This is a genomic window from Neisseria sp. RH3002v2f, assembly GCF_014596375.1.
In the GTDB taxonomy this organism is placed as follows: domain Bacteria; phylum Pseudomonadota; class Gammaproteobacteria; order Burkholderiales; family Neisseriaceae; genus Neisseria; species Neisseria cinerea.
This window is the reverse complement of the sequence record NZ_MAYZ01000026.1, coordinates 18,165-41,359: the sequence shown is the minus strand read 5'-3', so window position 1 is coordinate 41,359 and position 23,195 is coordinate 18,165. Positions and strand designations below refer to the sequence as shown.

The window sequence follows — 23,195 nt, the reverse complement described above, 5'->3', positions numbered from 1 at the left end:
TCAGGGAAATAAAAATGCCGTCTGAAAAGCCTTTCAGACGGCATTTTGTATGGCTGTTTATCCGGGCAGCTTGACGACAACCGTATCCGCCATCATGTCGTAAAGCGTGCGGCGGTCGCGTTTGATTATAAAAAGCAGGACAAAGTTGGCAAGAAATGCCAGCAGGTTGATGGCGCTTTCTCCGTTTTCACCTGCTATAAGACCGATAATGGCGGCAATAATGGCAACCAAAACCGACCATGCGATTTCGCGTACCAAAACCGTACCGACAAAACCGGGATTACGTCCGTCAGTTTTCAATACCCTGATTTTCATGATTTTCTTACCTAATGACTGCCCATCCCTGCTCATATAGTAGATTTGGATGACGGTGTACGCCAAAATGCCCGCCAGTCCTACCCAAAAGGAAGTCATACCCAAAAGCAGTCCGAATATTTCCTCACTGTCTCCGATTCTGCCTTCATGCTTGACGGCGAAGACAATCAGTCCGACAAACGGCACCAACAAAACCAAAAAGGTAAACAATTGGTTCAGCAAGGCCGCAAGTATCCTGTCTCCGGCACCGGCAACCGTTACCTCGATTTCCTGAATGTCAGACCTGCCGACACCGGCCGCACCGATATAGTTGTTTCTTTCTTCCATGTCTCTTCCTGATAATGGTTCTTAACCGACCACCGATTCTACCGTCCTGACACCGAAAACGCCAATATTTAAAGAAATCCCGATAAAAAACTTTACATTTTCTTAAGACGGCGTTAAAACGCTTCCTTTACGTAATACATAATTTTGTTAACGATTTTCCTCAAGGAGCAACACATGAAAGTAGGTTTCGTCGGCTGGCGCGGCATGGTCGGTTCGGTTTTGATGCAGCGTATGCAAGAAGAAAACGACTTCGCCCACATTCCCGAAGCATTCTTCTTTACCACTTCCAACGTTGGCGGCGCGGCACCTGATTTCGGTCAGGCGGCTAAAACATTATTGGATGCAAACAACGTTGCTGAACTCGCCAAAATGGACATCATCGTAACCTGCCAAGGCGGTGATTACACCAAATCCGTGTTCCAACCCCTGCGCGACAGCGGCTGGAACGGTTACTGGATTGACGCGGCGTCCTCACTGCGCATGAAAGACGACGCGATTATCGTCCTCGACCCCGTCAACCGCAACGTCATCGACAACGGTCTCAAAAACGGCGTGAAAAACTACATCGGCGGCAACTGTACCGTCTCCCTGATGCTGATGGCTTTGGGCGGCCTGTTCCAAAACGATTTGGTCGAATGGGCGACCAGCATGACGTACCAAGCCGCTTCCGGCGCGGGCGCAAAAAACATGCGCGAACTCATCAGCGGCATGGGCGCGATTCACGCCCAAGTAGCTGACGAGCTTGCCGATCCTTCCAGCGCGATTCTCGACATCGACCGCAAAGTGTCCGATTTCCTGCGCAGCGAAGACTATCCGAAAGCCAACTTCGGCGTACCGCTCGCCGGCAGTCTGATTCCGTGGATCGACGTGGATTTGGGTAACGGCCAGTCCAAAGAAGAATGGAAAGGCGGCGTGGAAACCAACAAAATCCTCGGTCGCAGCGACAATCCGACCGTAATCGACGGTTTGTGCGTCCGCATCGGCTCTATGCGCTGCCACAGCCAAGCCATCACCCTGAAGCTGAAAAAAGACCTGCCCGTTTCCGAAATCGAAGCGATTTTGGCAGGCGCGAATGACTGGGTGAAAGTCATCCCTAACGAAAAAGAAGCCAGCATCCACGAGCTGACTCCTGCCAAAGTTACCGGCACGCTGTCCGTCCCTGTCGGACGCATCCGCAAACTAGGCATGGGCGGCGAATACATCAGCGCATTCACTGTCGGCGACCAACTCTTGTGGGGTGCGGCTGAACCTCTGCGCCGCGTGTTGCGTATCGTATTGGGCAGCCTGTAAGCCGGATGTGAATAAAAAATGCCGTCTGAATCCTGTTTCAGACGGCATTTTCCTTGCAACCCCAGTTAACCGAAATTCCGATAAAGCAACCAGTCACGCCAGCAACATTTCCTGCATCAGCTTCATGCCCCACTGCCAGCCGCCGAGCATGCCGTTCAAACTTCCCGGATGCGGGGACAGCAAAAGGCGGGCGTTCCACGTGTCTGCCTGTTTTTGCGCCCAACCGTGCGGCACGCCCCCGTGTTCGGGTACAACCAATGCGGCACGGCAAGGACAGCGGACGCGCCGGAAGGTGTGTTCCGCATCATCGGAGAAAATATCGGGATGCTGCGGTACAAGGATGATGTTGGCAATTTTCTTCCGTGTCAGGATGTCTGCCCGATACAGCCACGCCAAGAATGCGGCCGCGCCCGCTCCGTGTGCGACAACGGCGATATGTCTGCCCTGTATCCGTTCGAATGCCGTCTGAAGCCCTGCCTGCCATTCCCCTATGCTTTGACCGGCCGATGCTTCGGACATCTGAACGACGGGATAACTGACCGCCCAACGGTCTATCCACATCTGATCCTCTCCGGCATCGCGTATCAGCCAAAGCGTCAAATCTTCGAGTTCAAAACCCTGCATACCGCCCCGCCTATTTCAGCAGGTCCCGGAGGGTAAAGGCGATGAGCAGCGAAGCGGGTACGCTCAATATGGCGCAGACGGTCAGGCAGACAAAAATATTCACCACCCGCCGCCAGCCTTTCCAACCCAAACATTTGGCCGCAATCAGCAGGCAGGGCAGACAAATCAGCAGCCACACCAACGCCCATATCGGGTTGGCCTTGGTCGGCGCAAGCCAGCCTTGCATCCGCAACAGCATAAATATCGCCCACACCAACATGGGCAGGATAAACGCAGCGACAACCCATGCCACGCCTATTCCTGTTTTTCCGTCCACATTCCAATCATATTTACCCAAAACTTTATTCGGCAGCATAGTCATACTCCACGACCAGCGGCGCATGGTCGGAAAATTTTTCGTCTTTATAAACGTGTGCGGACACGGCTTTGGTGGCAAGCTCGGGCGTAACCATCTGATAATCGATGCGCCACCCGACATCTTTCGCATACGCCTGCCCGCGGTTGCTCCACCAGGTATAGCCCGGCACATCGGGATAAAGTGTGCGCCACATGTCCGTCCAGCCCAGCGTATGGATGACTTTGCCTATCCACTCGCGCTCTTCAGGCAGAAAACCTGAATTTTTCTGGTTGCCTTTCCAGTTTTTCAGGTCGATGTTTTGGTGTGCGATGTTCCAGTCGCCGCAAACGACAATGTCGCGTCCTTCGTTTTTCATCGCTTCGAGCATAGGGTAAAACACATCAAGGAAACGGTATTTCACCTGCTGGCGTTCTTCCGCACTGCTTCCGCTGGGCAAATAAAGCGAAATGACGCTCAACTTGCCGAAATCGCAACGCACAAACCGCCCTTCCCTGTCGAATTCTTCAATGCCCATACCGATTTGCACATTGTCAGGCGCGCGTTTGCTGTACACCGCCACGCCGCTGTAACCGCGCTTTTCGGCGCAATGCCAATGGCCGTGCATCTCGTGCGGATTCTTCATATCGGCAGACAAATCGGCTTCCTGCGCTTTGAGTTCCTGCACGCAGACAATGTCCGCGCCCGATGCGGCGATGTATTCGTAAAATCCCTTTTTGTAAGCGGAGCGGATGCCGTTGACGTTGGCGGAAATGATTTTAAGCATAATAGAAAATGTGTTCTCGCAATAAAAAATGCCGTCTGAAAACATAGAAAAGGCAAGAGACAGCACTCCTGCCCTTTACCGTACCCCTTAACCGCGGCGCCAAGTCGTGCCGCCGGCGTTGTCTTCCAAAATGATTTTGTGTTCGTTCAAAAGGTCGCGGATGCGGTCGGATTCCGCCCAGTTTTTATCCGCGCGCGCCTGTTTGCGGCGGGCAATCAAATCGTCGATTTCTTCGTTGGAGAGGCCGTCTGAAACCGCGCCGCCCTGGAGGAACTCAATCGGATCGCGTTGCAGCAGGCCGATGATGCCGCCCAAGGCTTTCAGGCAGCCGGCGAGGTGCGCATCATTGGTTTTGTTCACTTCGCCTGCCAGTTCAAACAACACAGCAACCGCTTCGACCGTACCGAAATCGTCGTTCATGGCGGCGTAGAAGCGGCGGGTGTAGTCGTTGACATTTTCAAATAAGTCAAACTTAGCTGCTGGTGTGTTTTTCAACGTAGTGTACAGACGGGTCAGCGCACCTTTTGCGTCGTCCAAATGCGCGTCGGAGTAGTTCAGCGGGCTGCGGTAATGGGCGCGCAGGATGAAGAAGCGCACGACTTCGGGGTCGTATTGTTTCAACACTTCGCGGATGGTGAAGAAGTTGCCCAACGATTTGGACATTTTTTCGCCGTCCACACGGATGAAACCGTTGTGCAGCCAGTATTTGACGTGGCTGGCAATGCTTTGACCATGGTGGGTTTGCGCGTGGTTATGGCCGCAGGAATGACCACTGGCGCCGACGCTTTGGGCGATTTCATTTTCGTGGTGCGGGAACTGCAAATCCGCACCGCCGCCGTGGATGTCAAAAGTATCGCCGAACAGGTTTTCACTCATGGCAGAACATTCGATGTGCCAACCCGGACGGCCGTTGCCCCAAGGGCTTTCCCATGCCGGTTCGCCTGCTTTCGCCGCTTTCCACAACACAAAATCCAGCGGATCGCGTTTAAAACCGTCCACTTCCACACGCTCGCCTGCGCGCAGGTCGTCCAACGATTTGCCCGACAATTGGCCGTAAGCCGAAAACTCGCGCACGGCATAGTAAACGTCGCCGTTGGCGGCAGGATAAGCCTTGCCGTTTTGAATCAGGGTCTCAATCATGGCAATCATTTGCGGGATGTTTTCCGTCGCCTTCGGCTCAATATCCGGACGCAACACACCCAAAGCATCGGCATCTTCGTGCATAGCCTGAATGAAACGCGCAGTCAGCTCGCCAATAGTTTCGCCGTTTTCAGCTGCGCGCGCGATGATTTTGTCGTCGATGTCGGTGATATTGCGCACATAAGTGAGCGGATAGCCGCACTCGCGCAGCCAGCGGGCAATCATGTCGAACACCACCATCACGCGGGCGTGACCCAAGTGGCAATAGTCGTAAACAGTCATACCGCAAACGTACATACGGACGTTTTTAGGGTCGATGGGGGCGAAGGGTTCTTTTTGTCGGGTAAGGGTGTTGTATATATTTAGCATATTCAATAGGTTAATTTAATGATAATACATTTTGATGACGAATCAGATTAAACTGCCGGCGAACATGGCTTTCACCATATTTGCTTTCTAAGCGTTTAACAATAAAATGTCCGCGAGCGATATCTTGATAAAAATCAGTAAACATGACGTTTAGAGTTGCACCTGCAACTGCACCAATTCCGGGAACTAATTGCGCCGCCACTTTTTCGGTAAGCGGAACACCCAAACGTGTGGCAACAACTTGAATGATTTGCGCTAATGCTTTGCCGATAGCCGAAGTGTCAATCACTTTGGCGGTTGCACCCTGTGTCAAAACAAATAGTTCTTTTGAGGTTACATTCATGATTTGGCTCAATGCGATACGGCTGGCGTAATAACCGCTTTCAGCACTGTCATCACCTTTGTCTTCATTGACGGTAAAACCGAAGACGGCAATACATTCCAATTTGGTTTGGTAATCGTTGATGTTGAAACCTTCGCTGCGTGCTACGTCCAAAATGGAACGCATCATAATAGCAGTGGAAATCGGCAACTCGGCTGCCAAAGCAGTGAAGCCGAAAAAACCACCAACCGCGCCCGTTACGCCTGCCATTAATTTATGAGTTTTAGTAGAGGCTTCAGTTTTCTCACTATTCATAGTGGATACACTGGCATCGAATACTTTATGCAATGCCGTCTGAATAATTTGATTAACTTTGTCTGCCGCACCTTTGGGCAGCTTGTCTAACAGGTATTCCACAGGCGAACCGACTATTGCCGTCATTTTGGCAGTTAATGACGGACTGGTCAGCAGGACAACGGCTTGTTTCAATTCATCAAAATCCCGCGGTGCCATAGGTGTGTCGTTTAAAGAAGAAACAGATATATTTTCAGGATCCATCAAATTCTCCTCTACCTTTATTTTTAGACGATATTTCACGCTGGAATGCCGCCTGAAACTTTATTCAGCCTGTAAAACGTTGATATCCGTTTTTGGCTGATTTTCCGCAAATTCTACTTGGGCGGCTGCTTTTTCTACCTCCTCTTTCTCGGCCTCTATGCGTTTTTTCTCGGTCAGGTATTGGTTGATTTGGTGTACCAATTCCTGCGTGCCTTGGTGTGTCAGCGCGCTGATTTGGAAGAGGCGCGGGGTTTCCATGTCGAATTGGAAACGGTCGTCAGGTTTGGGATAGTCCCAGCCGATGGCTTCGAGGAAAGCGGCGCTACGCGCTTGGGCTTCTTCTTCATCGAGCATATCGAGTTTGTTCAGCACCAGCCAGCGCGGTTTGCCGTAGAGTTCTTCGTCGTATTTGCGCAATTCGTTGATGATAGCAAGTGCTTCTTCGGCGGGGTTGACGGTTTCGTCGAAAGGGGCCAAATCGACGACGTGCAACAGCAGGCCGGTGCGCGATAAGTGTTTGAGGAAACGGTGGCCTAGGCCTGCGCCTTCTGCCGCGCCTTCAATCAGGCCGGGGATGTCGGCCATGACGAAGCTGTGATTTTCGTCGATGCGCACGACGCCTAAATTCGGGTGCAGTGTGGTGAAGGGGTAGTTGGCGATTTTGGGACGTGCGGCGGAGACGGCGGTAATCAGGGTGGATTTACCGGCGTTGGGCATGCCTAATAAGCCGACATCGGCGAGGACTTTAAGCTCGAGTTGCAGGGAGCGGGTTTCGCCTTCTTCGCCGGGCGTGGATTGTTTTGGAGCGCGGTTTATGGAGGATTTGAAGTGGATGTTGCCCAAGCCGCCTTTACCACCTTTGGCGAGGCAGACGCGCTGGCCGTGATAAGTGAGGTCGGCAACGATTTCGTCGGTGTCGAGGTCGCGGATGAGGGTGCCGACGGGCATTTTGAGGACGATGTCGTCCGCACCTGCGCCGTAGCGGTCGGAGCCGTGGCCTTTTTCGCCGTTTTTGGCTTGGTAGCGTTTGACGAAGCGGTATTCAACGAGGGTATTGGTGTTTTCGTCGGCTTCTGCCCAGACGCTGCCGCCTTTGCCGCCGTCGCCGCCGTCAGGGCCGCCGCGGGGTACGAATTTTTCGCGGCGGAAACTGGTTGCGCCATTACCGCCTTTGCCTGCGGCAACTTCGATTTTTGCTTCGTCGATGAATTTCATTCAATGCTCTTGTTTGTTGGTTTCAAATGAGAGTTCAGACGGCATGGCGTGTGTTTTGATGCCGTCCGAACAGAATTTCGGACGCTATTATAAGGGATAAGCGGTTTTTCAACACGCCGTACCAAAACTATTTGTTCCGCCCATCTTAATGAATTTTTAAGCAAATCTTCAGCCTGCAAACAAAATATATCCAACTTCTTTGGTACAATCGCGCCTTTTTGACATTCCAACCCGACGGAATGTCCGTTCAAACCGTTACATATAATAAGGATTTTTTATGAACACAAACCAACCTGCCGTTTACGACCCGTTGACACGTGAGCTGCACTGGCTGACCGTTGCCGGTTTCATCGGCATTCTGACCACCATTGTCCTGTGGACGATTTACGAAGAGGCGGAATGGGCGGGCAGCCTGTTCGGCCTGCACAAATCTTTCGGTTTCCTTACCCTGCTGCTTATCGTATTCCGTATTATTTGGGCGGCTGCCAACCGTACCGGGCGCCCGCAAAGCGACAGCAAGGCGGCAGCAGTCGGTCACCGTATCTTATACCTGTTGATGCTTACCGTTCCTGTTATCGGCATGATCCGACAATACGGCAGCGGACGCGGTCCTCTGAAAGTATTCGGAATCGAGCTGATGCAGGGTTCGCCTGAAAAAATCGAATGGATGGCAAATTTGGGTAACCTGTTGCACGGCAATCTCGGTTGGCTGCTGTTTGCCGTCGTCGTCGGACATATCGCCATGGTCGTCATCCACCGTATTCAGGGCAGAGATGTTCTTTACCGTATGACGGGTCGTGTCCGCTGATTCCGTTCGCACTATGGTGCCGGCCCGTCCGGCACTATTTGTTTTTCCAAGACAGGGCCAGATCGTACAAAGCTTTTTTTCCCTCGCCCGTGATTTTGGCAGCAAGCTCCGCCGCCTGCTTGGTCGGCAGCTCGGCCGCAAGGATTTTCATCACATTTTGCACCGATTCCGGCAATCCCCCGGTGTTTTCGTTTTGTGCCGGATACAGTATCAACACCATCTCGCCGCGCGATTGGTTGCTGTCGGCAGACAATGCCGTCTGAATTTCCCCAACCGTGCCGCTTAGGAACGTTTCAAACGTTTTCGTGATTTCGCGTGCCAGCATCAGACGGCGTTCGGGGAACAGTTCCACCATATCAGCAAGCGTTGCCCCGATTCGGTGCGGCGTTTCAAACATGACGATAGGAAATGCCGCACGCACCCATTTGGCAAACAATTTTCTACGTTCTCCCGATTTCGGCGGTACAAAACCGTTGAAATAAAAATCAGATTCCGCCACACCAGCCACACTCAAAGCCGCCATCACCGCGCTTGCGCCGACAACAGGGACAACTTTAAACCCGGCCTCGCGCACGCGGCCGGCGAGTTTGGCACCCGGGTCGCACACGGCCGGCGTACCCGCATCGGAAACCTGTGCCACAACCATGCCGTCTGAAAGATAGCCGATAATCTTATCCGCCATCTGCCGTTCGTTGTGTTCGCGCACACTGACCAACCTGCCCTGAATGCCGTACGCGCTCAAAAGCTGCGCAGTAACGCGCGTGTCTTCGGCACAAATAATATCGGCACGCCGCAATACCGCCAAAGCACGCAGGGTAATGTCCGCCAAATTGCCGACAGGTGTGGCAACCACGTATAATGCCTGTCCGACGATGCTGTCGCAGGCTTTCTGAAAGTGTTTCTGAAACATAAAATTACCGCCTGAAAAACAAACATTATAAAGGCTAAACCGATTATGCGCCTAAACCACAAACAGGGCGAGGCAGGGGAAGATGCCGCGCTCGCCTTTCTCCTATCCCAAGGCTGTACGTTGCTTGGGCGCAACTGGCACTGCGCCTACGGCGAAATCGACCTTATTGTCAAAAACGACGACATGATTCTGTTTGTTGAAGTAAAATACCGCAAAAATCGGCAATTCGGCGGTGCCGCATACAGTATTTCCCCATCCAAATTATTGAAACTGCAACGAAGTGTAGAGTATTATCTGCAACAGAACAGGTTGACAAACGTACCGTGCCGCCTCGATGCGGTACTTATCGAAGGAAACCGCCCGCCCGAGTGGATACAGAATATTACAGGTTGACGATATGACGACATTACAAGAACGCGTTGCCGCACATTTTGCCGAAAGCATCCGTGCCAAGCAGGAAGCCGAAAAAGTACTGGTCGAACCGACCGTACAGGCTGCCGAGCTGATGCTGCAATGCCTGATGAATGACGGCAAAATCCTAGCCTGCGGCAACGGCGGTTCGGCTGCCGACGCGCAACACTTCGCCGCCGAAATGACCGGCCGTTTTGAAAAAGAACGCATGGAATTGGCCGCTGTCGCGTTGACAACAGACACTTCCGCGCTGACCGCCATCGGCAACGACTACGGTTTCGACCATGTATTCAGCAAACAAGTGCGCGCGCTCGGACGTGCAGGCGACGTATTGGTCGGCATTTCCACCTCCGGCAATTCCGCCAACGTCATCGAAGCCATCAAAGCGGCACACGAACGCGACATGCACGTCATCGCCATGACCGGCCGCGACGGCGGCAAAATCGCCGCAATACTCAAAGATACCGACGTTTTGCTCAACGTTCCTTATCCCCGCACTGCCCGCATTCAGGAAAACCATATTTTGCTGATACACGCCATGTGCGACTGCATTGACTCCGTATTGTTTGAAGGAATGTAAACCCACAGACGGCAGTGCACACAGAAATGCCGTCTGAAATGCCTAAGAAAGGAAGCCCCGATGAAACTCAAATCGCACACCGTCCGCATCCTGACCGCCGCCATCCTCAGCCTTACGCTCGGCGGCTGCGTCAGCGCAGTAATCGGAAGCGCCGCCGTCGGCACCAAATCCGTCATCGACCGCCGAACCACCGGCGCGCAAACCGACGACAACGTAATGGCGCTGCGTATCGAAACCACCGCCCGCTCCTATCTGCGCCAAAACAACCAGGTCCAAGGCTACACCCCAAAAATCTCCGTCGTCGGCTACAACCGCCACCTGCTTTTACTCGGACAGGTTGCCACCGAAGGCGAGAAACAGTTTGTCGGTCAGATTGCACGTTCCGAACAGGCAGCCGAAGGCGTATACAATTACATCACCGTCGCCTCGCAACCGCGCTCCCTCGGCGACATCACCAACGACACTTGGAATACGTCCAAAGTCCGTGCCGCACTACTGGGCATTGCCCCCGCAACCCAGGCACGCGTCAAAATCGTTACCTATGACAACGTAACCTACATCATGGGCATCCTCACACCTGACGAACAGGCGCAGGTTACCCAAAAAGTCAGCACCACCGTCGGCGTACAGAAGGTCGTTACCCTCTATCAAAACTACGTCCAACGCTAACCCGCCGCCATGCCGTCCGGACCACTCTTCAGACGGCATGGGATTACCCTACCGAATGCAATCGAAAATGACAAGAAAAACCGGCAAACCTTTCAGGCTGACACCAAAAATCTTCATCCGCACCCTGCTGCTCGTCAGCATCATAGCCATAGGTGCATTGGTTGCAGGCATCATCAGCACATTTAATCCAAACGGAGACAAAGAACAAGCACACACCGACAGCATCTTCGAAACCGAAATCTGGAGGCCGGATGGCACAGTTGGACACGATATCGTCCAACCCGTAAACCGACAAACCGCCGCATCAGAACCCGAGCAAACAAACGATACAAAAAATACGGACGAGAACGACAACAAGCTGCCTCCACCTGCCGTGCCCAAAAAACAGCGCACCAAGCCGCAACCTTCAAATATCAATCAGACGGACAAACAGCCACCCCAGGCAGAAAAAGCAGTCGTAGAAACCCCCGTACTGCCTAAAAACATCCCCCATACCGAAGAACCTAAAGAAACACCCAAAGAACAGGCTCGCCCAAAAGAAAACCATACCCAAACAGACAAACCGCAAAACACCCCCCAAAAAAACCATAAAGAAGTCATAGACAACCTCTTCTGACACGGATAATAGGTACGGCAGATAAGCCGGAAACCCAAGGAATCATCATGAACGGCATTATCATCAAGACACCCGAAGAAATCGAAAAAATGCGCGAACTCGGCCGCCTCGTTGCCGAAGCCCTCGACTACATCGGACAATTCGTCAAACCCGGCGTAACCACCAACGAAATCGACAAACTCGTTTACGACTACCACGTCAACGTCCAAGGCGGCTACCCCGCTCCCCTCCACTACGGCAACCCGCCCTACCCCAAATCCTGCTGCACCTCCGTCAACCACGTCATTTGCCACGGCATTCCCGACGACAAACCCCTCAAAGAAGGCGATATTATCAACATCGACCTCACCATCAAAAAAGACGGTTTCCACGGAGACTCCAGCCGTATGTTTACCGTCGGCAAAGTTTCCCCCATCGCCCAACGGCTGATTGACGTAACCCACGCCTCCATGATGGCGGGCATAGAAGCCGTCAAACCCGGCGCAACACTGGGCGACGTAGGTTACGCCTGCCAACAGGTTGCCGAAAATGCAGGTTATTCGGTTGTACAAGAATTCTGTGGCCACGGTATCGGACGCGGCTTCCATGAAGCCCCGCAAGTCCTGCACTACGGACAAAAAGGACAAGGCCCCGTTCTCAAACCGGGCATGATTTTCACTATCGAACCCATGATTAACCAAGGGAAACGCCACCTGCGCATCCTCAATGACGGCTGGACGGTCGTAACTAAAGACCGCTCCCTCTCCGCCCAATGGGAACACGAAGTCCTCGTTACCGAAACCGGCCATGAAATCCTTACTGTCAGCCCGTCCACCGGCAAACCCTAACCCCCCCTATAAAAACAAACAATGCCGTCTGAAGAAATGGCAGATATAATATGCAATATAAAAACAGGCTTGACTTAACACATTACAAAAATAAAGCAAATTAAAATTTACGCGACAACAAAACAAACTTTAAAAGGAATTCCCATGAAAGTATTTGAAGAGATTGAAGACGTTAAAGAAATCCGCAAAAAAACCGGGCTTAACCAGATAGATTTCTGGGGCAAGGTCGGCGTAACGCAATCCGGCGGTTCCCGCTACGAAACCGGACGCAAGATGCCTAAGCCCGTACGCGAGCTGCTCCGCCTTGTATACATCGAACGTATCGAACTGTCGAAGGTTAACAGGAAAGACTTGGAAATCGCCGCACTATTAAAAAAACACAATCCCGAGCTTTATGCCGAATTGTCCAAACAGACCAAGTCTGAAAGAAAAAAATAACACTTAACAAAAGCCTCCGGATTTTCGGAGGCTTCTTCTTCCGCTTCCCCAAACCTTAGAATACCGTCTCAAATACAAAAATCCCCGCCGCCATACCCACTGCTACCCTACTTTAAACAGCCAAACTATCCGCTTCATCCTTTTTACAAACTTTATCCAATTTTCTGTTTATTTCAGAATATTCTGACATTAGAATGTTAACTGTCCACAACGGGCAAACCCTTCACCATCATCCAAAGGAATAAAAATGAAACTCCTGACCACTGTAATCCTGTCTTCCGCACTTGCCCTCAGCGGCATGGCTGCCGCAGCCGGCATAAGCAACCCCACCGTTGCAAAAAAAACCGTCAGCTACGTCTGCCAGCAAGGTAAAAAAGTCAAAGTAACCTACGGCTTCAACAAACAAGGCCTGACCACATACGCTTCTGCCGCCATCAAAGGCAAACAAGTCCAAATGCCCATCAATTTGGATAAATCCGACAATATGGACACGTTCTACGGCAAAGAAGGCGGTTATGTGCTGAGCACCGGCGCAATGGACAGCAAATCCTACCGCAAACAGCCTATTATGATTACCGCACCTGACAACCAAATTGTCTTCAAAGACTGTTCTCCACGTTAATCAGGCAACAAAAAACAGCGTTTTCAAAAATGAAAACGCTGTTTTTTATATTACAAATCAAATACCCAGAATCTTAGCAGTATAAGCAATAATCTCATCAGCCATTCCGGAGTTATCGTTCAACTTGATACCGTAACCGGGCACCAATTCTTTCAGACGGCATTTCCAAGATTGCGCACGCTCGGGAAAACATTGGTGCATAAGACGGATCATCAGCGGTACGGCAGTCGAAGCACCCGGTGAGGCACCCAACAGTGCGGCAAGCGAGCCGTCGGCATGGGCGACAATCTCCGTACCAAACTGCAATACGCCGCCTTTTTTCGCGTCTTTCTTAATCACTTGGACACGCTGTCCCGCAGTAATCAGTTCCCAGTCGTCAGGATTTGCTTCAGGATAATAGTCTTTCAACGAAGCGAAGCGTTGTTCTTTGGTTTTACGCAATTCGCCCAGCAGGTATTTGGTCAACGGCAGGTTAGCCCAACCTGCGCACATCATCGGATAAATATTGTCCCTATGGATGGACAGCGGCAAATCCATTAGCGAACCCTGCTTGAGGAAATTGGGACGGAAACCTGCATACGGACCGAACATTAAATGACGCTGACCGTTAACATTGCGTGTATCCAAATGCGGAACTGACATCGGCGGCGCACCGACAGATGCCTGACCATAAACTTTTGCATTGTGCTGTGCGACAGTTTCCGGATTGCTGTTTCTAAAAAACAGGCCGGAAACAGGAAAACCGCCGTAACCTTTTCCCTCGGGAATCCCGGACTTTTGCAACAAGGTCAATGCGCCGCCGCCTGCGCCGAGAAACAGGAACCTCGTCCGTAAAACCAAGCCTTCCTGTTTGTTCATATGCGACGTTTTGATTTCCCATGTACCATCGTTTTGACGTTTGATACTCTCAACGTGTTGCCCGAACTCGGTTTTCACACCTTTCTTCTGCAAATATCCCACCATTTGCCGCGTCAACATGCCGAAATCGACATCCGTACCTTCTGCGGAGAAGTTTGCCGCGACAGGCTGACTGTCGTCCCGGCCGCGCATAATCAGCGGGGCCCAATCGGAAATCTTGTTCCGATCGGTAGAAAATTCCATATTTTCAAAAAGTTTTTGGGTTTTAAACGCATCATAACGTTTTTGAAGATAAGAACAATGGTCTTCATTCATCACCAAAGACATATGCGGCACAGCATTGACGAAAGAATTGTCTTCCAACTTGCCTTCCGCAACCAACGTCGCCCAAAACTGGCGGCTAACATGGAACTGTTCGGCAATATTGAGGGCACGCGTCGGATCGATAATCCCATTTGCACCCAACGGCGCGTAATTCAGCTCGCACAGGGCGGAATGCCCTGTACCCGCATTATTCCATGCATTCGAAGACTCCAAAGCCACATCTTCCAGCCGTTCAATCAGGGTAATTTCCCAAGACGGTTCGAGTTCCTTCAACAACACGCCCAAAGTGGCGCTCATGATACCTCCACCCACCAACACAACGTCTGTTGCTTCAGCCATGGTTCTACTCCTAGAAAACAGGCATATCCTGCCCTTATGATTATCCGTCTTACTACAAACGCCTGACTTGTGGAAGCAGAGGAAACTAGCAATGGTGTGTGTCCGAATACACTGTTTTTTTTGGTTAGGAATGCGTTGCAAGTATGGTTTCTGACACCGCTTCAGGTGCTTATAATATGTTATCGTGAATTTAGTGGATTTTACTGAGAAATGCAAAGATTTTCTGCCAAGCACTAGGGTGAAGACTAGGAAATAAAAAATAAAAATAGTTATTTATTTATATATATCAAATTTTTATAAAATAAACAATCGAAACTATTTATATATTAATTTTTTAAAAATTGTCAGCATCTTGTGTTAAGTTTCTTCAATTTAAAAATACTGCCTCACACCTGCACGCCGTATCCCGCCAACCTGCCGGTCAGGATTTCCCTGTTTCTGCACCAATCTTCCCTCAGCATACTGTACACAACCGTATCGCGCACACTGCCGTCTTTGCGGAGCATGTGCATACGCAGCACGCCGTCTTTTTCCGCACCCAACCGTTCGATGGCCCGTTGAGAATCACGGTTTAAGATATCTGTACGCCACCCTACGCAGCAACATGACAAAACATCAAACGCGTAATCCAACAACATGATTTTGCAACAGGTGTTTATCCGTGTTCGTTGTGCCGATGCCGCATACCATGTAAACCCAATGTCCAAACGCGGAATCTGCGGCTCAAAATGATAATACGCCGTTGTCCCAACCACCCTGTCCACCTCCTCATCGACAACAGCAAACGCCAAACGCGTTGCCAATGCTGTTCCGATATAGTCTGCCACCCTATCCGGATGAGGTGCGGACGTTACCCTCAGCTTCCAAACCTCCCCATCGCAAACCGCCTCGCGCAAACCCGTTTCATGATGCACATCCAACGGTTCGAGACGAACGCCGCCCAACGACAAGACCGGCAGTATTATCCTTTCCGACATCCTTTTCTCCCAATACTCCGCCTTCAGACGGCATTTCCGTTCAAAATGCCGTCTGAACACCTAAAAGCACAATACTCCTGCTTCCGAAACAAACCCACCCAAAGGCCGGTCGTGCTCCTCGACCGGCAGTCTGTCCACCAACTGGCAGGCAAAGCCTACGCCAACGGTTTTTGCCTGCAAACGGTATTTCATCGCTGCAAGCGTCGCATCGTAATAGCCGCCTGCCTGTCCCAAGCGGTAGCCCAGCCTGTCCATACCGACCACTGGCACAAGCAGGAGGTTCAAATCATGCACACGCCTTTTCCGACCTGCAAACTGAGGGACATGCAGCTTCGCCCTACCGCGCTTGCGTTCCTGTTTTACTCCGTCGGCGGGATAGGGCGTAAACCACATCCGCCGCGAACGCGGTTCGATATAAGGCAGATAGAGTTTGGCACCGCGTTTTTGCGCCGCACGGACAAAGCCATCCAGCCGCAGTTCGTTGCCCATCGGCCAATACACGCCGATCTTCCGCCCCTTTTTGATATAACGTTTGAGCAGGCGGTTAATCGTTTGCCCCGCCACCAACCGCCCTTGATGCCCCATCTGCGTGCGGGCGCGACGCAATTCTCGGCGTAGGGCGTGTTTTTCCTCATTCCTCATTTCAGACGGCCTTTTAAGTGTTGTTGTAGAATACGGCGATTATAAACACTCTGTTAACCTCGAAACAGGATTCCGCCATGTGGCATATCGTCCTTATCGGCTATCTTTTTGTTGCCGTGATGTTTTCCGCCGCTCAGCCGAGTATTGCGCGTGCGCTGATTTATTTGGTTTTTTGGGCAGTGTTGCCCACTGTGTTCACGGTCTTCGTCGTAACCGTCCGCCTCCGCAACCGCTTGATGAAGCAACAGGAAAAAGAAGCATTCGAACAAAGCCGCCGCACAGCTGGACAAGAAGGCGGCAAACACGGCGGCAGTGCATAAAATCCCTTTTCAGACGGCCTCTTATCCGCTATAATCCGTCAGTTTTCCATTTCGGAAACACACTATTTTTTAAAACTTATGCCCACTTTCGCCGAAGGGTGCTTGACAATAGGCGCCGCCTATCAAGTTCTATGCGATTGAATGTGTGCTCTTTAACCCTTTCAAGGAAATAACATGTCTCAAATTACTATGCGTCAGATGATTGAAGCCGGTGTTCACTTCGGTCACCAAACCCGTTTCTGGAACCCGAAAATGGCTCAATACATTTTCGGTGCGCGCAACAAAATCCATATCGTAAACTTGGAAAAAACCCTGCCGATGTTCCAAGAGGCGCAAGAAGCCGTACGTCGTCTGGTTGCCAACAAAGGTACAGTATTGTTCGTAGGTACCAAACGCCAAGCCCGCGAAATCATCCGCGAAGAAGCTACCCGTGCCGGTATGCCTTTCGTTGATTACCGCTGGTTGGGTGGTATGCTGACTAACTACAAAACCGTTAAGCAATCCATCAAACGCCTGGAAGAAAAAACTGCTGCCTTGGAAAACGCTGCCGAAGGCGGTTTCAATAAAAAAGAAATTCTGGAAATGCAACGCGACGTTGAAAAACTGGAACGTTCTTTGGGCGGTATCAAAAACATGAAAGGCCTGCCTGACGCAATTTTCGTTATCGATACCGGCTACCAAAAAGGTACTCTGGTTGAAGCTGAAAAATTGGGCATCCCTGTTATCGCCGTAGTCGATACCAACAATAGCCCTGACGGCGTGAAATACGTTATCCCTGGTAACGATGACTCCGCTAAAGCTATCCGCCTGTACTGCCGCGGCATCGCCGACGCAGTTTTGGAAGGCAAAAACCAAGCGCTGCAAGAAACTGTAGCCGCTGCCCAAGAAGCTGCTGCCGAGTAATTCGGTACACAGAAGAGGGGCGTTATGCCCCTTTTCTCAAATATGCCGTCTGAACGCCCGTTCGCGGCACACGATTCCCGAATACGGAAAATCCTTTCCGTATTTCCCAAAAATCTAGGAGATTCAAAATGGCAGAAATTACTGCAAAAATGGTTGCCGACCTGCGCGCCGCTACCGGCCTGGGCATGATGGAATGCAAAAAAGCCTTGGTTGAAGCTGAAGGCAACTTCGACAAAGCCGAAGAAATCCTGCGTATTAAATCCGGTGCGAAAGCCGGTAAACTGGCTGGCCGTACTGCTGCCGAAGGCGTATTGGCTTACGCCATCAACGGCAATGTCGGCGCATTGGTTGAAGTAAACTGCGAAACCGACTTCGTTGCTAAAGACGCCGGCTTCGTAGAATTTGCCAACTTCGTTGCGAAAACTGCTGCCGAGAAAAAACCGGCTTCTGTTGAAGAACTGAGCGAACTGGTTGAAGCAGAACGCAAAGCCATCATCGCTAAATTGGGCGAGAACATGTCTGTTCGCCGCTTCCAAGTGATCGATACTGCCAACCAACTGGTTGCCTACATCCACGGTGCTTTGGCTACTGAAGGCGTATTGGTTGAGTACAAAGGCTCTGAAGACGTAGCACGCAAAATCGGTATGCACATCGTTGCCGCTAAACCACAATGCGTAAGCGAAGCCGAAGTAGATGCTGAAACCATCGAAAAAGAACGCCACATCTACACCGAACAAGCTATCGCTTCCGGCAAACCTGCCGACATCACCGCTAAAATGGTTGAAGGCCGTATCCGCAAATTCTTGGCTGAAATCACTCTGAACGGCCAAGCATTCGTGATGAACCCTGACCAAACTGTTGCCCAATTCGCTAAAGAAAACGGCACTGAAGTAGTTAGCTTCGTACGCTACAAAGTAGGCGACGGTATCGAGAAAGCCGTTGTCGACTACGCAGCCGAAGTTGCCGCCGCTGCTAAAGTGTAAGGCACTTATGAAAAAGGAAGCACCTGGATTCCAAACGAATCAGGGTGCTTTTTTTTGAGAAAACCGTTTACGGTACCTATTTTAAGACGACCGAATATTCAGGCCGTCTGAAAACAAAACAATAATAAACCGACATACCCTATCATTAATATTCCGACCGTTTGAAAATTCAGACGGCCCAAACTCCGACCGACGACATTCAAGAAAGCAAGGTATCCCATGACACAGCAAATCAAATACAAACGCGTATTACTGAAACTCTCCGGCGAATCCCTGATGGGTTCCGATCCATTCGGCATCAATCACGATACCATCGTTCAAACTGTCGGCGAAATTGCCGAAGTCGTTAAAATGGGCGTGCAAGTCGGTATCGTTGTCGGCGGCGGTAACATTTTCCGCGGCGTATCTGCACAAGCAGGCAGCATGGACCGCGCCACTGCCGACTACATGGGCATGATGGCAACCGTGATGAACGCATTAGCACTCAAAGACGCCTTCGAAACCCTCGGCATCAAAGCGCGCGTACAATCCGCACTGTCTATGCAGCAAATCGCTGAAACTTACACTCGCCCCAAAGCCATTCAATATTTGGAAGAAGGCAAAGTCGTGATTTTCGCCGCCGGTACCGGTAATCCGTTCTTCACGACCGACACTGCCGCCGCATTGCGCGGTGCGGAAATGAACTGCGACGTGATGCTCAAAGCCACCAACGTTGACGGCGTGTACACCGCAGACCCGAAAAAAGACCCGTCTGCAACCCGCTACGAAACCATTACCTTTGACGAAGCCTTGAACAAAAACCTCAAAGTCATGGACGCGACCGCTTTCGCCCTCTGCCGCGAACGCAAACTCAACATCGTCGTCTTCGGCATCGCCAAAGAAGGATCGCTCAAACGCGTCATTACCGGCGAAGACGAGGGCACGCTGGTTCACTGCTGATTGCTCTAGGACCGGCAGATATAGTCGCATATAGGCTTCAGACGGCCATTTATTATATGGAAATTAATAAGCCTAGAGCCATCCTGTCTCATACATCAATTTTTCATATGTCGCCTATATTGCCTTCCATTTGAAAATGCCGTCTGAACAATGTTCAGACGGCATTTTTCCTTTCATTAGACAAACCGCCTTGCAGTAGGCGGACAAAATCGGCATAAGGAGCAACGCCGTACTCATCACACGCATCGACTTCAATCTGTTTTTCCTTTTTGACGAACTAAGCACCCCCGATTACAGCACCTTATACCGCTTCTGGTTTTTTCAGCCGTGTGGATGAGGCAGGAAAGCTAATATGGGAAAACGACCCCAATAAAAACTGGTGGGGTAACCGAATGGATGATATTCGTGGCATCATCCAAGGTGCGGTTAATCCTTTTTTAATGGGTTTTCAAGGAGTAGGGATTGGGGCAATTATCGACAGCGCGGTAAACCCGGTAACCGATGCGGCAGCACAGAAAACTTTACAAGATATTAATGATTTAGGAAATTTAAGTCCCGCAGCACAACTTGCGGCTGCAACCACATTACAAGACAGTGCTTTTGCGGTTAAGGACAGTATTAACTCTGCCAAACAATGGGCAGATGCCCATCCGAACATTACAGCTACTGCCCAAACTGCCCTTTCCATAGCAGAAGCTGCAGGTACGGTTTGGGGAGGTAAAAAAGTAAAACTTAACCCGACTAAATGGGATTGGGTTAAAAATACCGGCTATGAAACACCTGCTGCCCGCCATATGCAGACGTTGGACGGTGAGATGGCCGGCGGGAATAGACCGCCTAAATCTATAACGTCCAACGGCAAAGCAGATGCTTCCACACAACCGTCTTTACAAGCGCAACTAATTGGAGAACAAATTAGTAGTGGGCATGCTTATAACAAGCACGTCATAAGACAACAAGAATTTACGGATTTAAATATCAATTCACCAGCAGATTTTGCTCGGCATATTGAAAATATTGTTGCCAATCCTTCCGAAAGCAAAAAATTATCCAATGGGCGTAGTGTATATTGGGACGATAAGTCTGGAACAATTGTAATTAGAGACCCAAATTCAAAAGATGGTGGAACTGCATTTAGACCAACCTTAGGCAAAACTTACTTTGACAAGCAAAAATAAAATTATTATGAATATAATCAATTACACAAGTGATGACATTATTATTTCTTTAACAAGAGAAGAGCTTCAATTATTGCGTTCCCTTGTTATTGAAATTTATGCAGGTGTTTGCATAGATGCAGAAGAATTTGAGATTGTGTCAGGAATTCGCAATCCTCAATTAGTGCAAGAGCTAGAACAACATTTAATTGAAGCATATAATCTAATGGATACATCTAACTAAATGGTTATGCAGCCGTAGGTCGGATTCTCGAATCCGACATTTTCTAACAGCGGCATTTCGGAAACGATAAACGCGTCAAATATTTTTGTCGGATACAAATATCCGGTCCGCATTTTAAATTCAAATCTCTTCCAATTTCGCAAACTTGGTGTCCAGCTCTTTTACGCCCTGTTTGCCGAAGTTGATGGTCAGTCGGGCGGATTCGCCTTTGTCTACGGCATCGATGATGACGCCGGTGCCGAATTTGGCGTGGCGGACGTTTTGGCCGATGCGGAAGCCTGCGTAGGTTTGCGGCTGTTTGAAGTCTTCGATGATTTTGTCTTTGGGCGCGGCGGTTGGGCGTGTATTGCCGTAGCTGTCGTAGGTGGTTTTTTTTACGGACAGGTAGTGCAATACTTCGGGCGGGATTTCTTCGACGAAGCGGGAGACGATGCCGAATTGGGTTTGCCCGTGCAACATGCGTTGTTGCGCCATGGTGATGTAGAGGCGTTTGCGGGCGCGGGTGATGGCGACGTACATGAGGCGGCGTTCTTCTTCGAGGCCGCCGCGTTCGGCAAGGCTCATTTCGCTGGGGAAGCGGCCTTCTTCCATGCCGGTGAGGAAGACGGCGTTGAATTCCAAGCCTTTGGCGGCGTGGACGGTCATGAGTTGGACGGCTTTTTCGCCTGCGCCTGCTTGGTTTTCGCCGGATTCGAGGGCAGCGTTGCTTAGGAAGGCAAGGATGGGGAAGGCAGGGTCGTCTGAAATGTTTTCAGGCAGGGTTTCAAAGTTGCTGTCTTCGGGTTTGAACTCGATGGCGGCGTTGACGAGTTCGTCGAGGTTGTCGATGCGGTCTTGGTTGTCGCCTTTTTGGGTTCGGTAGTGTTCGGTCAGGCCGCTGTCTTTGAGGATGCCGACAATGATTTCGGACAGGGGCATTTGTCCGACTTGGTTGCGCAGGGCTTCAATGAGGCGGACGAAGGCGGCGATTTTGGTGGCTTTTGTGCCGGCATTGCAGGCTGCCTGCCAGAGGGTGATGCCTTGTTCGTTTGAGGCCGTCTGAAGGTTTTCGATAGTGCGTGCGCCGATGCCGCGCGGCGGGAAGTTGATGACGCGCAAGAGGGCGTTGTCGTCGTCGGGATTGACGGCGAGGCGCAGGTAGGCGAGTGCGTGTTTGATTTCTTGGCGTTCGTAAAAGCGCAAGCCGCCGTAGATTTTGTAGGGGATGCCGCTGCGGAACAGGCTTTGTTCGATGACGCGGGATTGGGCGTTGCTGCGGTAGAGGACGGCGATTTCGTCCAAATCCCAGCCTTCGCGTTCGAGAGCTTTGGTTTCGTCAACGATGAATTGGGCTTCTTCGAGGTCGGTAAAGGCGGAGTAGTAGCGGATTTTGTCGCCTGCTTCGGCGTCGGTGCGCAGGTTTTTGCCGAGGCGTTCGTCGTTGTTTTCGATAACGGCGTTGGCGGCGGCGAGGATGTTGCCGACGGAGCGGTAGTTTTGTTCGAGCTTGACGGGCGCATCGATGTGGAATTCTTCCATTAGCGCGGTCATGTTGCCGACGTTCGCGCCGCGGAACCGGTAGATGCTTTGGTCGTCGTCACCGACGGCAAACACTGCCGCGTTACCGCCCGCCATGAGTTTGAGCCAGGCGTATTGCAGTTTGTTGGTGTCTTGGAATTCGTCAACGAGAATGTGGTTGAAGCGGTTTTGGTAATGTTGGCGCAGGATTTCGTTGCTTTGCAGCATTTCGTAGCTTCGCAACATGAGTTCGGCGAAATCGACCACGCCTTCGCGTTGGCAGATTTTGTCGTATTCGGCGTAGCATTCGATCATGCGGTTTGTGTGCGGGTCGGGCGCGCTCAACACGGAAGCGCGCAAACCGGATTCTTTTTGCGCATTGATAAAGCCTTGCAGCGAACGCGGCGCGATGATTTCTTCGGCGATGTTGAGGCTTTTGAGCAGGCGTTTGATGAGGGAAAGCTGGTCGCCGCTATCGAGGATTTGAAAGGAAGACGGCAGACCGGCATCTCGGTGGTGCAGCCGTAGAAAGCGGTGGCACAAGCCATGAAACGTGCCGAGCCACATGGCGCGGACGTTGACGGGAATCATTGCGCCCAAACGGGTCTGCATTTCTTTGGCGGCTTTGTTGGTAAACGTTACCGCCATAATGCTGTGCACGCTTGCCTGACCGGTTTGCAAAAGCCATGCGATGCGCGTGGTCAGCACGCGCGTTTTGCCGCTGCCCGCGCCCGCCAGCACAAGGGCGGATTGCGGCGGCCAGGTTACGGCGGAGAGTTGTTCGGGGTTCAAGCCTTGCAGCAGATTGTGGGCGGATTGGTCGGGAAACATAGGGATGCCGTCTGAAAAG

26 protein-coding genes and 1 pseudogene are annotated in these 23,195 nt (G+C 51.2%); 15 read left to right on the top strand and 12 right to left on the bottom strand.

Annotation, left to right across the window (positions count from 1 at the left end; translation table 11 throughout):
- Nucleotides 1-57: 57 nt before the first annotated feature.
- Entirely contained in the window at nt 58-642 is a 585-nt protein-coding gene (locus tag BBW69_RS09605; RefSeq protein WP_107961071.1) for an RDD family protein, read from the bottom strand.
- A gap of 174 nt (nt 643-816) precedes the next feature.
- Between BBW69_RS09605 and asd the strand changes: the two genes are divergently transcribed.
- Nucleotides 817-1,932 (top strand): aspartate-semialdehyde dehydrogenase, encoded by a 1,116-nt coding sequence (gene asd, locus BBW69_RS09600; RefSeq protein ID WP_188211163.1) that lies wholly within the window; start codon nt 817-819, stop codon nt 1,930-1,932.
- Between the two features lie 93 nt (nt 1,933-2,025).
- On the opposite strand, the gene BBW69_RS09595 is transcribed toward asd, so the two are convergent.
- The 6 genes from BBW69_RS09595 to obgE all read right to left on the bottom strand — a co-directional run bounded on the left by BBW69_RS09595 (nt 2,026) and on the right by obgE (nt 7,281).
- Nucleotides 2,026-2,556: an alpha/beta hydrolase gene (locus BBW69_RS09595; protein ID WP_188211162.1), complete on the bottom strand. Its 531-nt coding sequence runs from the start codon at nt 2,554-2,556 to the stop codon at nt 2,026-2,028.
- Nucleotides 2,557-2,566: 10 nt separating this feature from the next.
- Nucleotides 2,567-2,911: a hypothetical protein gene (locus BBW69_RS09590; RefSeq protein WP_188211161.1), complete on the bottom strand. Its 345-nt coding sequence runs from the start codon at nt 2,909-2,911 to the stop codon at nt 2,567-2,569.
- On the bottom strand, nt 2,898-3,677 hold the full coding sequence (locus BBW69_RS09585; protein WP_188211160.1) for an exodeoxyribonuclease III: 780 nt from the start codon (nt 3,675-3,677) through the stop codon (nt 2,898-2,900). Before BBW69_RS09585 ends, BBW69_RS09590 begins: the two co-directional genes overlap by 14 nt.
- A gap of 87 nt (nt 3,678-3,764) precedes the next feature.
- Nucleotides 3,765-5,186: a cysteine--tRNA ligase gene (gene cysS / locus BBW69_RS09580; protein ID WP_188211159.1), complete on the bottom strand. Its 1,422-nt coding sequence runs from the start codon at nt 5,184-5,186 to the stop codon at nt 3,765-3,767.
- Between the two features lie 10 nt (nt 5,187-5,196).
- Nucleotides 5,197-6,066 (bottom strand): EcsC family protein, encoded by an 870-nt coding sequence (locus BBW69_RS09575; RefSeq protein WP_223170004.1) that lies wholly within the window; start codon nt 6,064-6,066, stop codon nt 5,197-5,199.
- 60 nt (nt 6,067-6,126) lie between these two features.
- On the bottom strand, nt 6,127-7,281 hold the full coding sequence (gene obgE, locus BBW69_RS09570; RefSeq protein WP_188211157.1) for a GTPase ObgE: 1,155 nt from the start codon (nt 7,279-7,281) through the stop codon (nt 6,127-6,129).
- Between the two features lie 277 nt (nt 7,282-7,558).
- On the opposite strand from obgE, the gene BBW69_RS09565 reads away from it, so the two are divergent.
- Nucleotides 7,559-8,089 (top strand): cytochrome b, encoded by a 531-nt coding sequence (locus BBW69_RS09565; protein ID WP_188211156.1) that lies wholly within the window; start codon nt 7,559-7,561, stop codon nt 8,087-8,089.
- A 34-nt stretch (nt 8,090-8,123) separates the two neighbouring features.
- Here the strand turns inward: BBW69_RS09565 and rsmI are convergent, their stop codons facing one another.
- Nucleotides 8,124-8,999: a 16S rRNA (cytidine(1402)-2'-O)-methyltransferase gene (gene rsmI / locus BBW69_RS09560; protein WP_188211155.1), complete on the bottom strand. Its 876-nt coding sequence runs from the start codon at nt 8,997-8,999 to the stop codon at nt 8,124-8,126.
- A 45-nt stretch (nt 9,000-9,044) separates the two neighbouring features.
- On the opposite strand from rsmI, the gene BBW69_RS09555 reads away from it, so the two are divergent.
- The 7 genes from BBW69_RS09555 (at nt 9,045) to BBW69_RS09525 (ending at nt 13,162) form a co-directional block, all read left to right on the top strand.
- Complete coding sequence (locus BBW69_RS09555) at nt 9,045-9,392, top strand: YraN family protein (protein ID WP_107961080.1); 348 nt, start codon at nt 9,045-9,047, stop codon at nt 9,390-9,392.
- 4 nt (nt 9,393-9,396) lie between these two features.
- Nucleotides 9,397-9,990, top strand: a complete 594-nt coding sequence (locus BBW69_RS09550; RefSeq protein ID WP_107860446.1) for a phosphoheptose isomerase — start codon at nt 9,397-9,399, stop codon at nt 9,988-9,990.
- Between the two features lie 60 nt (nt 9,991-10,050).
- Entirely contained in the window at nt 10,051-10,659 is a 609-nt protein-coding gene (locus BBW69_RS09545) for a BON domain-containing protein (protein ID WP_003677161.1), read from the top strand.
- A gap of 67 nt (nt 10,660-10,726) precedes the next feature.
- Nucleotides 10,727-11,275, top strand: coding sequence for a hypothetical protein (locus tag BBW69_RS09540; RefSeq protein ID WP_223170003.1), 549 nt, complete (start codon nt 10,727-10,729; stop codon nt 11,273-11,275).
- A gap of 47 nt (nt 11,276-11,322) precedes the next feature.
- Nucleotides 11,323-12,102, top strand: a complete 780-nt coding sequence (gene map, locus BBW69_RS09535) for a type I methionyl aminopeptidase (RefSeq protein WP_188211154.1) — start codon at nt 11,323-11,325, stop codon at nt 12,100-12,102.
- Between the two features lie 144 nt (nt 12,103-12,246).
- The gene (locus BBW69_RS09530; RefSeq protein ID WP_188211153.1) at nt 12,247-12,540 is read left to right on the top strand and encodes a DNA-binding transcriptional regulator; all 294 of its coding nucleotides are present in this window, start codon (nt 12,247-12,249) and stop codon (nt 12,538-12,540) included.
- Nucleotides 12,541-12,787: 247 nt separating this feature from the next.
- A complete protein-coding gene (locus tag BBW69_RS09525) occupies nt 12,788-13,162 on the top strand; it encodes an adhesin (protein ID WP_107961084.1) in 375 nt (124 codons plus the stop codon).
- Nucleotides 13,163-13,219: 57 nt separating this feature from the next.
- Here the strand turns inward: BBW69_RS09525 and BBW69_RS09520 are convergent, their stop codons facing one another.
- The 3 genes from BBW69_RS09520 to BBW69_RS09510 form a co-directional block, all read right to left on the bottom strand.
- Complete coding sequence (locus BBW69_RS09520) at nt 13,220-14,683, bottom strand: malate:quinone oxidoreductase (protein WP_003677153.1); 1,464 nt, start codon at nt 14,681-14,683, stop codon at nt 13,220-13,222.
- 386 nt (nt 14,684-15,069) lie between these two features.
- Nucleotides 15,070-15,660 carry a GNAT family N-acetyltransferase gene (locus BBW69_RS09515; protein ID WP_188211152.1) on the bottom strand — a complete coding sequence of 197 codons (591 nt, stop codon included), beginning with the start codon at nt 15,658-15,660 and terminating at the stop codon, nt 15,070-15,072.
- A gap of 60 nt (nt 15,661-15,720) precedes the next feature.
- Nucleotides 15,721-16,302 (bottom strand): 5-formyltetrahydrofolate cyclo-ligase, encoded by a 582-nt coding sequence (locus tag BBW69_RS09510; protein ID WP_107997348.1) that lies wholly within the window; start codon nt 16,300-16,302, stop codon nt 15,721-15,723.
- 77 nt (nt 16,303-16,379) lie between these two features.
- Here BBW69_RS09510 and BBW69_RS09505 point away from each other — a divergent pair, with 77 nt between their 5' ends.
- The 6 genes and pseudogenes from BBW69_RS09505 to BBW69_RS09480 all read left to right on the top strand — a co-directional run bounded on the left by BBW69_RS09505 (nt 16,380) and on the right by BBW69_RS09480 (nt 20,848).
- Nucleotides 16,380-16,622, top strand: a complete 243-nt coding sequence (locus tag BBW69_RS09505; RefSeq protein ID WP_107997347.1) for a hypothetical protein — start codon at nt 16,380-16,382, stop codon at nt 16,620-16,622.
- A gap of 174 nt (nt 16,623-16,796) precedes the next feature.
- Nucleotides 16,797-17,525: a 30S ribosomal protein S2 gene (rpsB, locus tag BBW69_RS09500; RefSeq protein WP_002243114.1), complete on the top strand. Its 729-nt coding sequence runs from the start codon at nt 16,797-16,799 to the stop codon at nt 17,523-17,525.
- Between the two features lie 128 nt (nt 17,526-17,653).
- Complete coding sequence (gene tsf, locus BBW69_RS09495; RefSeq protein ID WP_188211151.1) at nt 17,654-18,508, top strand: translation elongation factor Ts; 855 nt, start codon at nt 17,654-17,656, stop codon at nt 18,506-18,508.
- Between the two features lie 219 nt (nt 18,509-18,727).
- Entirely contained in the window at nt 18,728-19,447 is a 720-nt protein-coding gene (gene pyrH, locus BBW69_RS09490; protein WP_188211150.1) for a UMP kinase, read from the top strand.
- Nucleotides 19,448-19,755: 308 nt separating this feature from the next.
- Nucleotides 19,756-20,625 (top strand): annotated as a pseudogene (gene mafB, locus BBW69_RS09485) (polymorphic toxin MafB class 3); the annotation flags it as partial.
- A 7-nt stretch (nt 20,626-20,632) separates the two neighbouring features.
- Complete coding sequence (locus tag BBW69_RS09480) at nt 20,633-20,848, top strand: hypothetical protein (RefSeq protein WP_003677137.1); 216 nt, start codon at nt 20,633-20,635, stop codon at nt 20,846-20,848.
- Nucleotides 20,849-20,968: 120 nt separating this feature from the next.
- On the opposite strand, the gene uvrD is transcribed toward BBW69_RS09480, so the two are convergent.
- Nucleotides 20,969-23,176: a DNA helicase II gene (gene uvrD, locus BBW69_RS09475; RefSeq protein ID WP_188211149.1), complete on the bottom strand. Its 2,208-nt coding sequence runs from the start codon at nt 23,174-23,176 to the stop codon at nt 20,969-20,971.
- Between the last annotated feature and the right edge of the window lie 19 nt (nt 23,177-23,195).

Bases quoted from the DNA above. Each gene is read 5' to 3' on its own strand.
- BBW69_RS09575 (WP_223170004.1), bottom strand. From the start codon at position 6,066: ATGGATCCTGAAAATATATCTGTTTCTTCTTTAAACGACACACCTATG.
- BBW69_RS09510 (WP_107997348.1), bottom strand. From the start codon at position 16,302: ATGAGGAATGAGGAAAAACACGCCCTACGCCGAGAATTGCGTCGCGCC.
- asd (WP_188211163.1), top strand. From the start codon at position 817: ATGAAAGTAGGTTTCGTCGGCTGGCGCGGCATGGTCGGTTCGGTTTTG.
- BBW69_RS09550 (WP_107860446.1), top strand. From the start codon at position 9,397: ATGACGACATTACAAGAACGCGTTGCCGCACATTTTGCCGAAAGCATC.
- BBW69_RS09595 (WP_188211162.1), bottom strand. From the start codon at position 2,556: ATGCAGGGTTTTGAACTCGAAGATTTGACGCTTTGGCTGATACGCGAT.
- BBW69_RS09530 (WP_188211153.1), top strand. From the start codon at position 12,247: ATGAAAGTATTTGAAGAGATTGAAGACGTTAAAGAAATCCGCAAAAAA.
- BBW69_RS09540 (WP_223170003.1), top strand. From the start codon at position 10,727: ATGACAAGAAAAACCGGCAAACCTTTCAGGCTGACACCAAAAATCTTC.
- BBW69_RS09605 (WP_107961071.1), bottom strand. From the start codon at position 642: ATGGAAGAAAGAAACAACTATATCGGTGCGGCCGGTGTCGGCAGGTCT.
- map (WP_188211154.1), top strand. From the start codon at position 11,323: ATGAACGGCATTATCATCAAGACACCCGAAGAAATCGAAAAAATGCGC.
- cysS (WP_188211159.1), bottom strand. From the start codon at position 5,186: ATGCTAAATATATACAACACCCTTACCCGACAAAAAGAACCCTTCGCC.
- pyrH (WP_188211150.1), top strand. From the start codon at position 18,728: ATGACACAGCAAATCAAATACAAACGCGTATTACTGAAACTCTCCGGC.
- rpsB (WP_002243114.1), top strand. From the start codon at position 16,797: ATGTCTCAAATTACTATGCGTCAGATGATTGAAGCCGGTGTTCACTTC.
- BBW69_RS09555 (WP_107961080.1), top strand. From the start codon at position 9,045: ATGCGCCTAAACCACAAACAGGGCGAGGCAGGGGAAGATGCCGCGCTC.
- BBW69_RS09585 (WP_188211160.1), bottom strand. From the start codon at position 3,677: ATGCTTAAAATCATTTCCGCCAACGTCAACGGCATCCGCTCCGCTTAC.
- BBW69_RS09545 (WP_003677161.1), top strand. From the start codon at position 10,051: ATGAAACTCAAATCGCACACCGTCCGCATCCTGACCGCCGCCATCCTC.
- obgE (WP_188211157.1), bottom strand. From the start codon at position 7,281: ATGAAATTCATCGACGAAGCAAAAATCGAAGTTGCCGCAGGCAAAGGC.
- BBW69_RS09525 (WP_107961084.1), top strand. From the start codon at position 12,788: ATGAAACTCCTGACCACTGTAATCCTGTCTTCCGCACTTGCCCTCAGC.
- BBW69_RS09520 (WP_003677153.1), bottom strand. From the start codon at position 14,683: ATGGCTGAAGCAACAGACGTTGTGTTGGTGGGTGGAGGTATCATGAGC.
- BBW69_RS09505 (WP_107997347.1), top strand. From the start codon at position 16,380: ATGTGGCATATCGTCCTTATCGGCTATCTTTTTGTTGCCGTGATGTTT.
- BBW69_RS09590 (WP_188211161.1), bottom strand. From the start codon at position 2,911: ATGCTGCCGAATAAAGTTTTGGGTAAATATGATTGGAATGTGGACGGA.
- BBW69_RS09480 (WP_003677137.1), top strand. From the start codon at position 20,633: ATGAATATAATCAATTACACAAGTGATGACATTATTATTTCTTTAACA.
- BBW69_RS09515 (WP_188211152.1), bottom strand. From the start codon at position 15,660: ATGTCGGAAAGGATAATACTGCCGGTCTTGTCGTTGGGCGGCGTTCGT.
- rsmI (WP_188211155.1), bottom strand. From the start codon at position 8,999: ATGTTTCAGAAACACTTTCAGAAAGCCTGCGACAGCATCGTCGGACAG.
- uvrD (WP_188211149.1), bottom strand. From the start codon at position 23,176: ATGTTTCCCGACCAATCCGCCCACAATCTGCTGCAAGGCTTGAACCCC.
- tsf (WP_188211151.1), top strand. From the start codon at position 17,654: ATGGCAGAAATTACTGCAAAAATGGTTGCCGACCTGCGCGCCGCTACC.
- BBW69_RS09565 (WP_188211156.1), top strand. From the start codon at position 7,559: ATGAACACAAACCAACCTGCCGTTTACGACCCGTTGACACGTGAGCTG.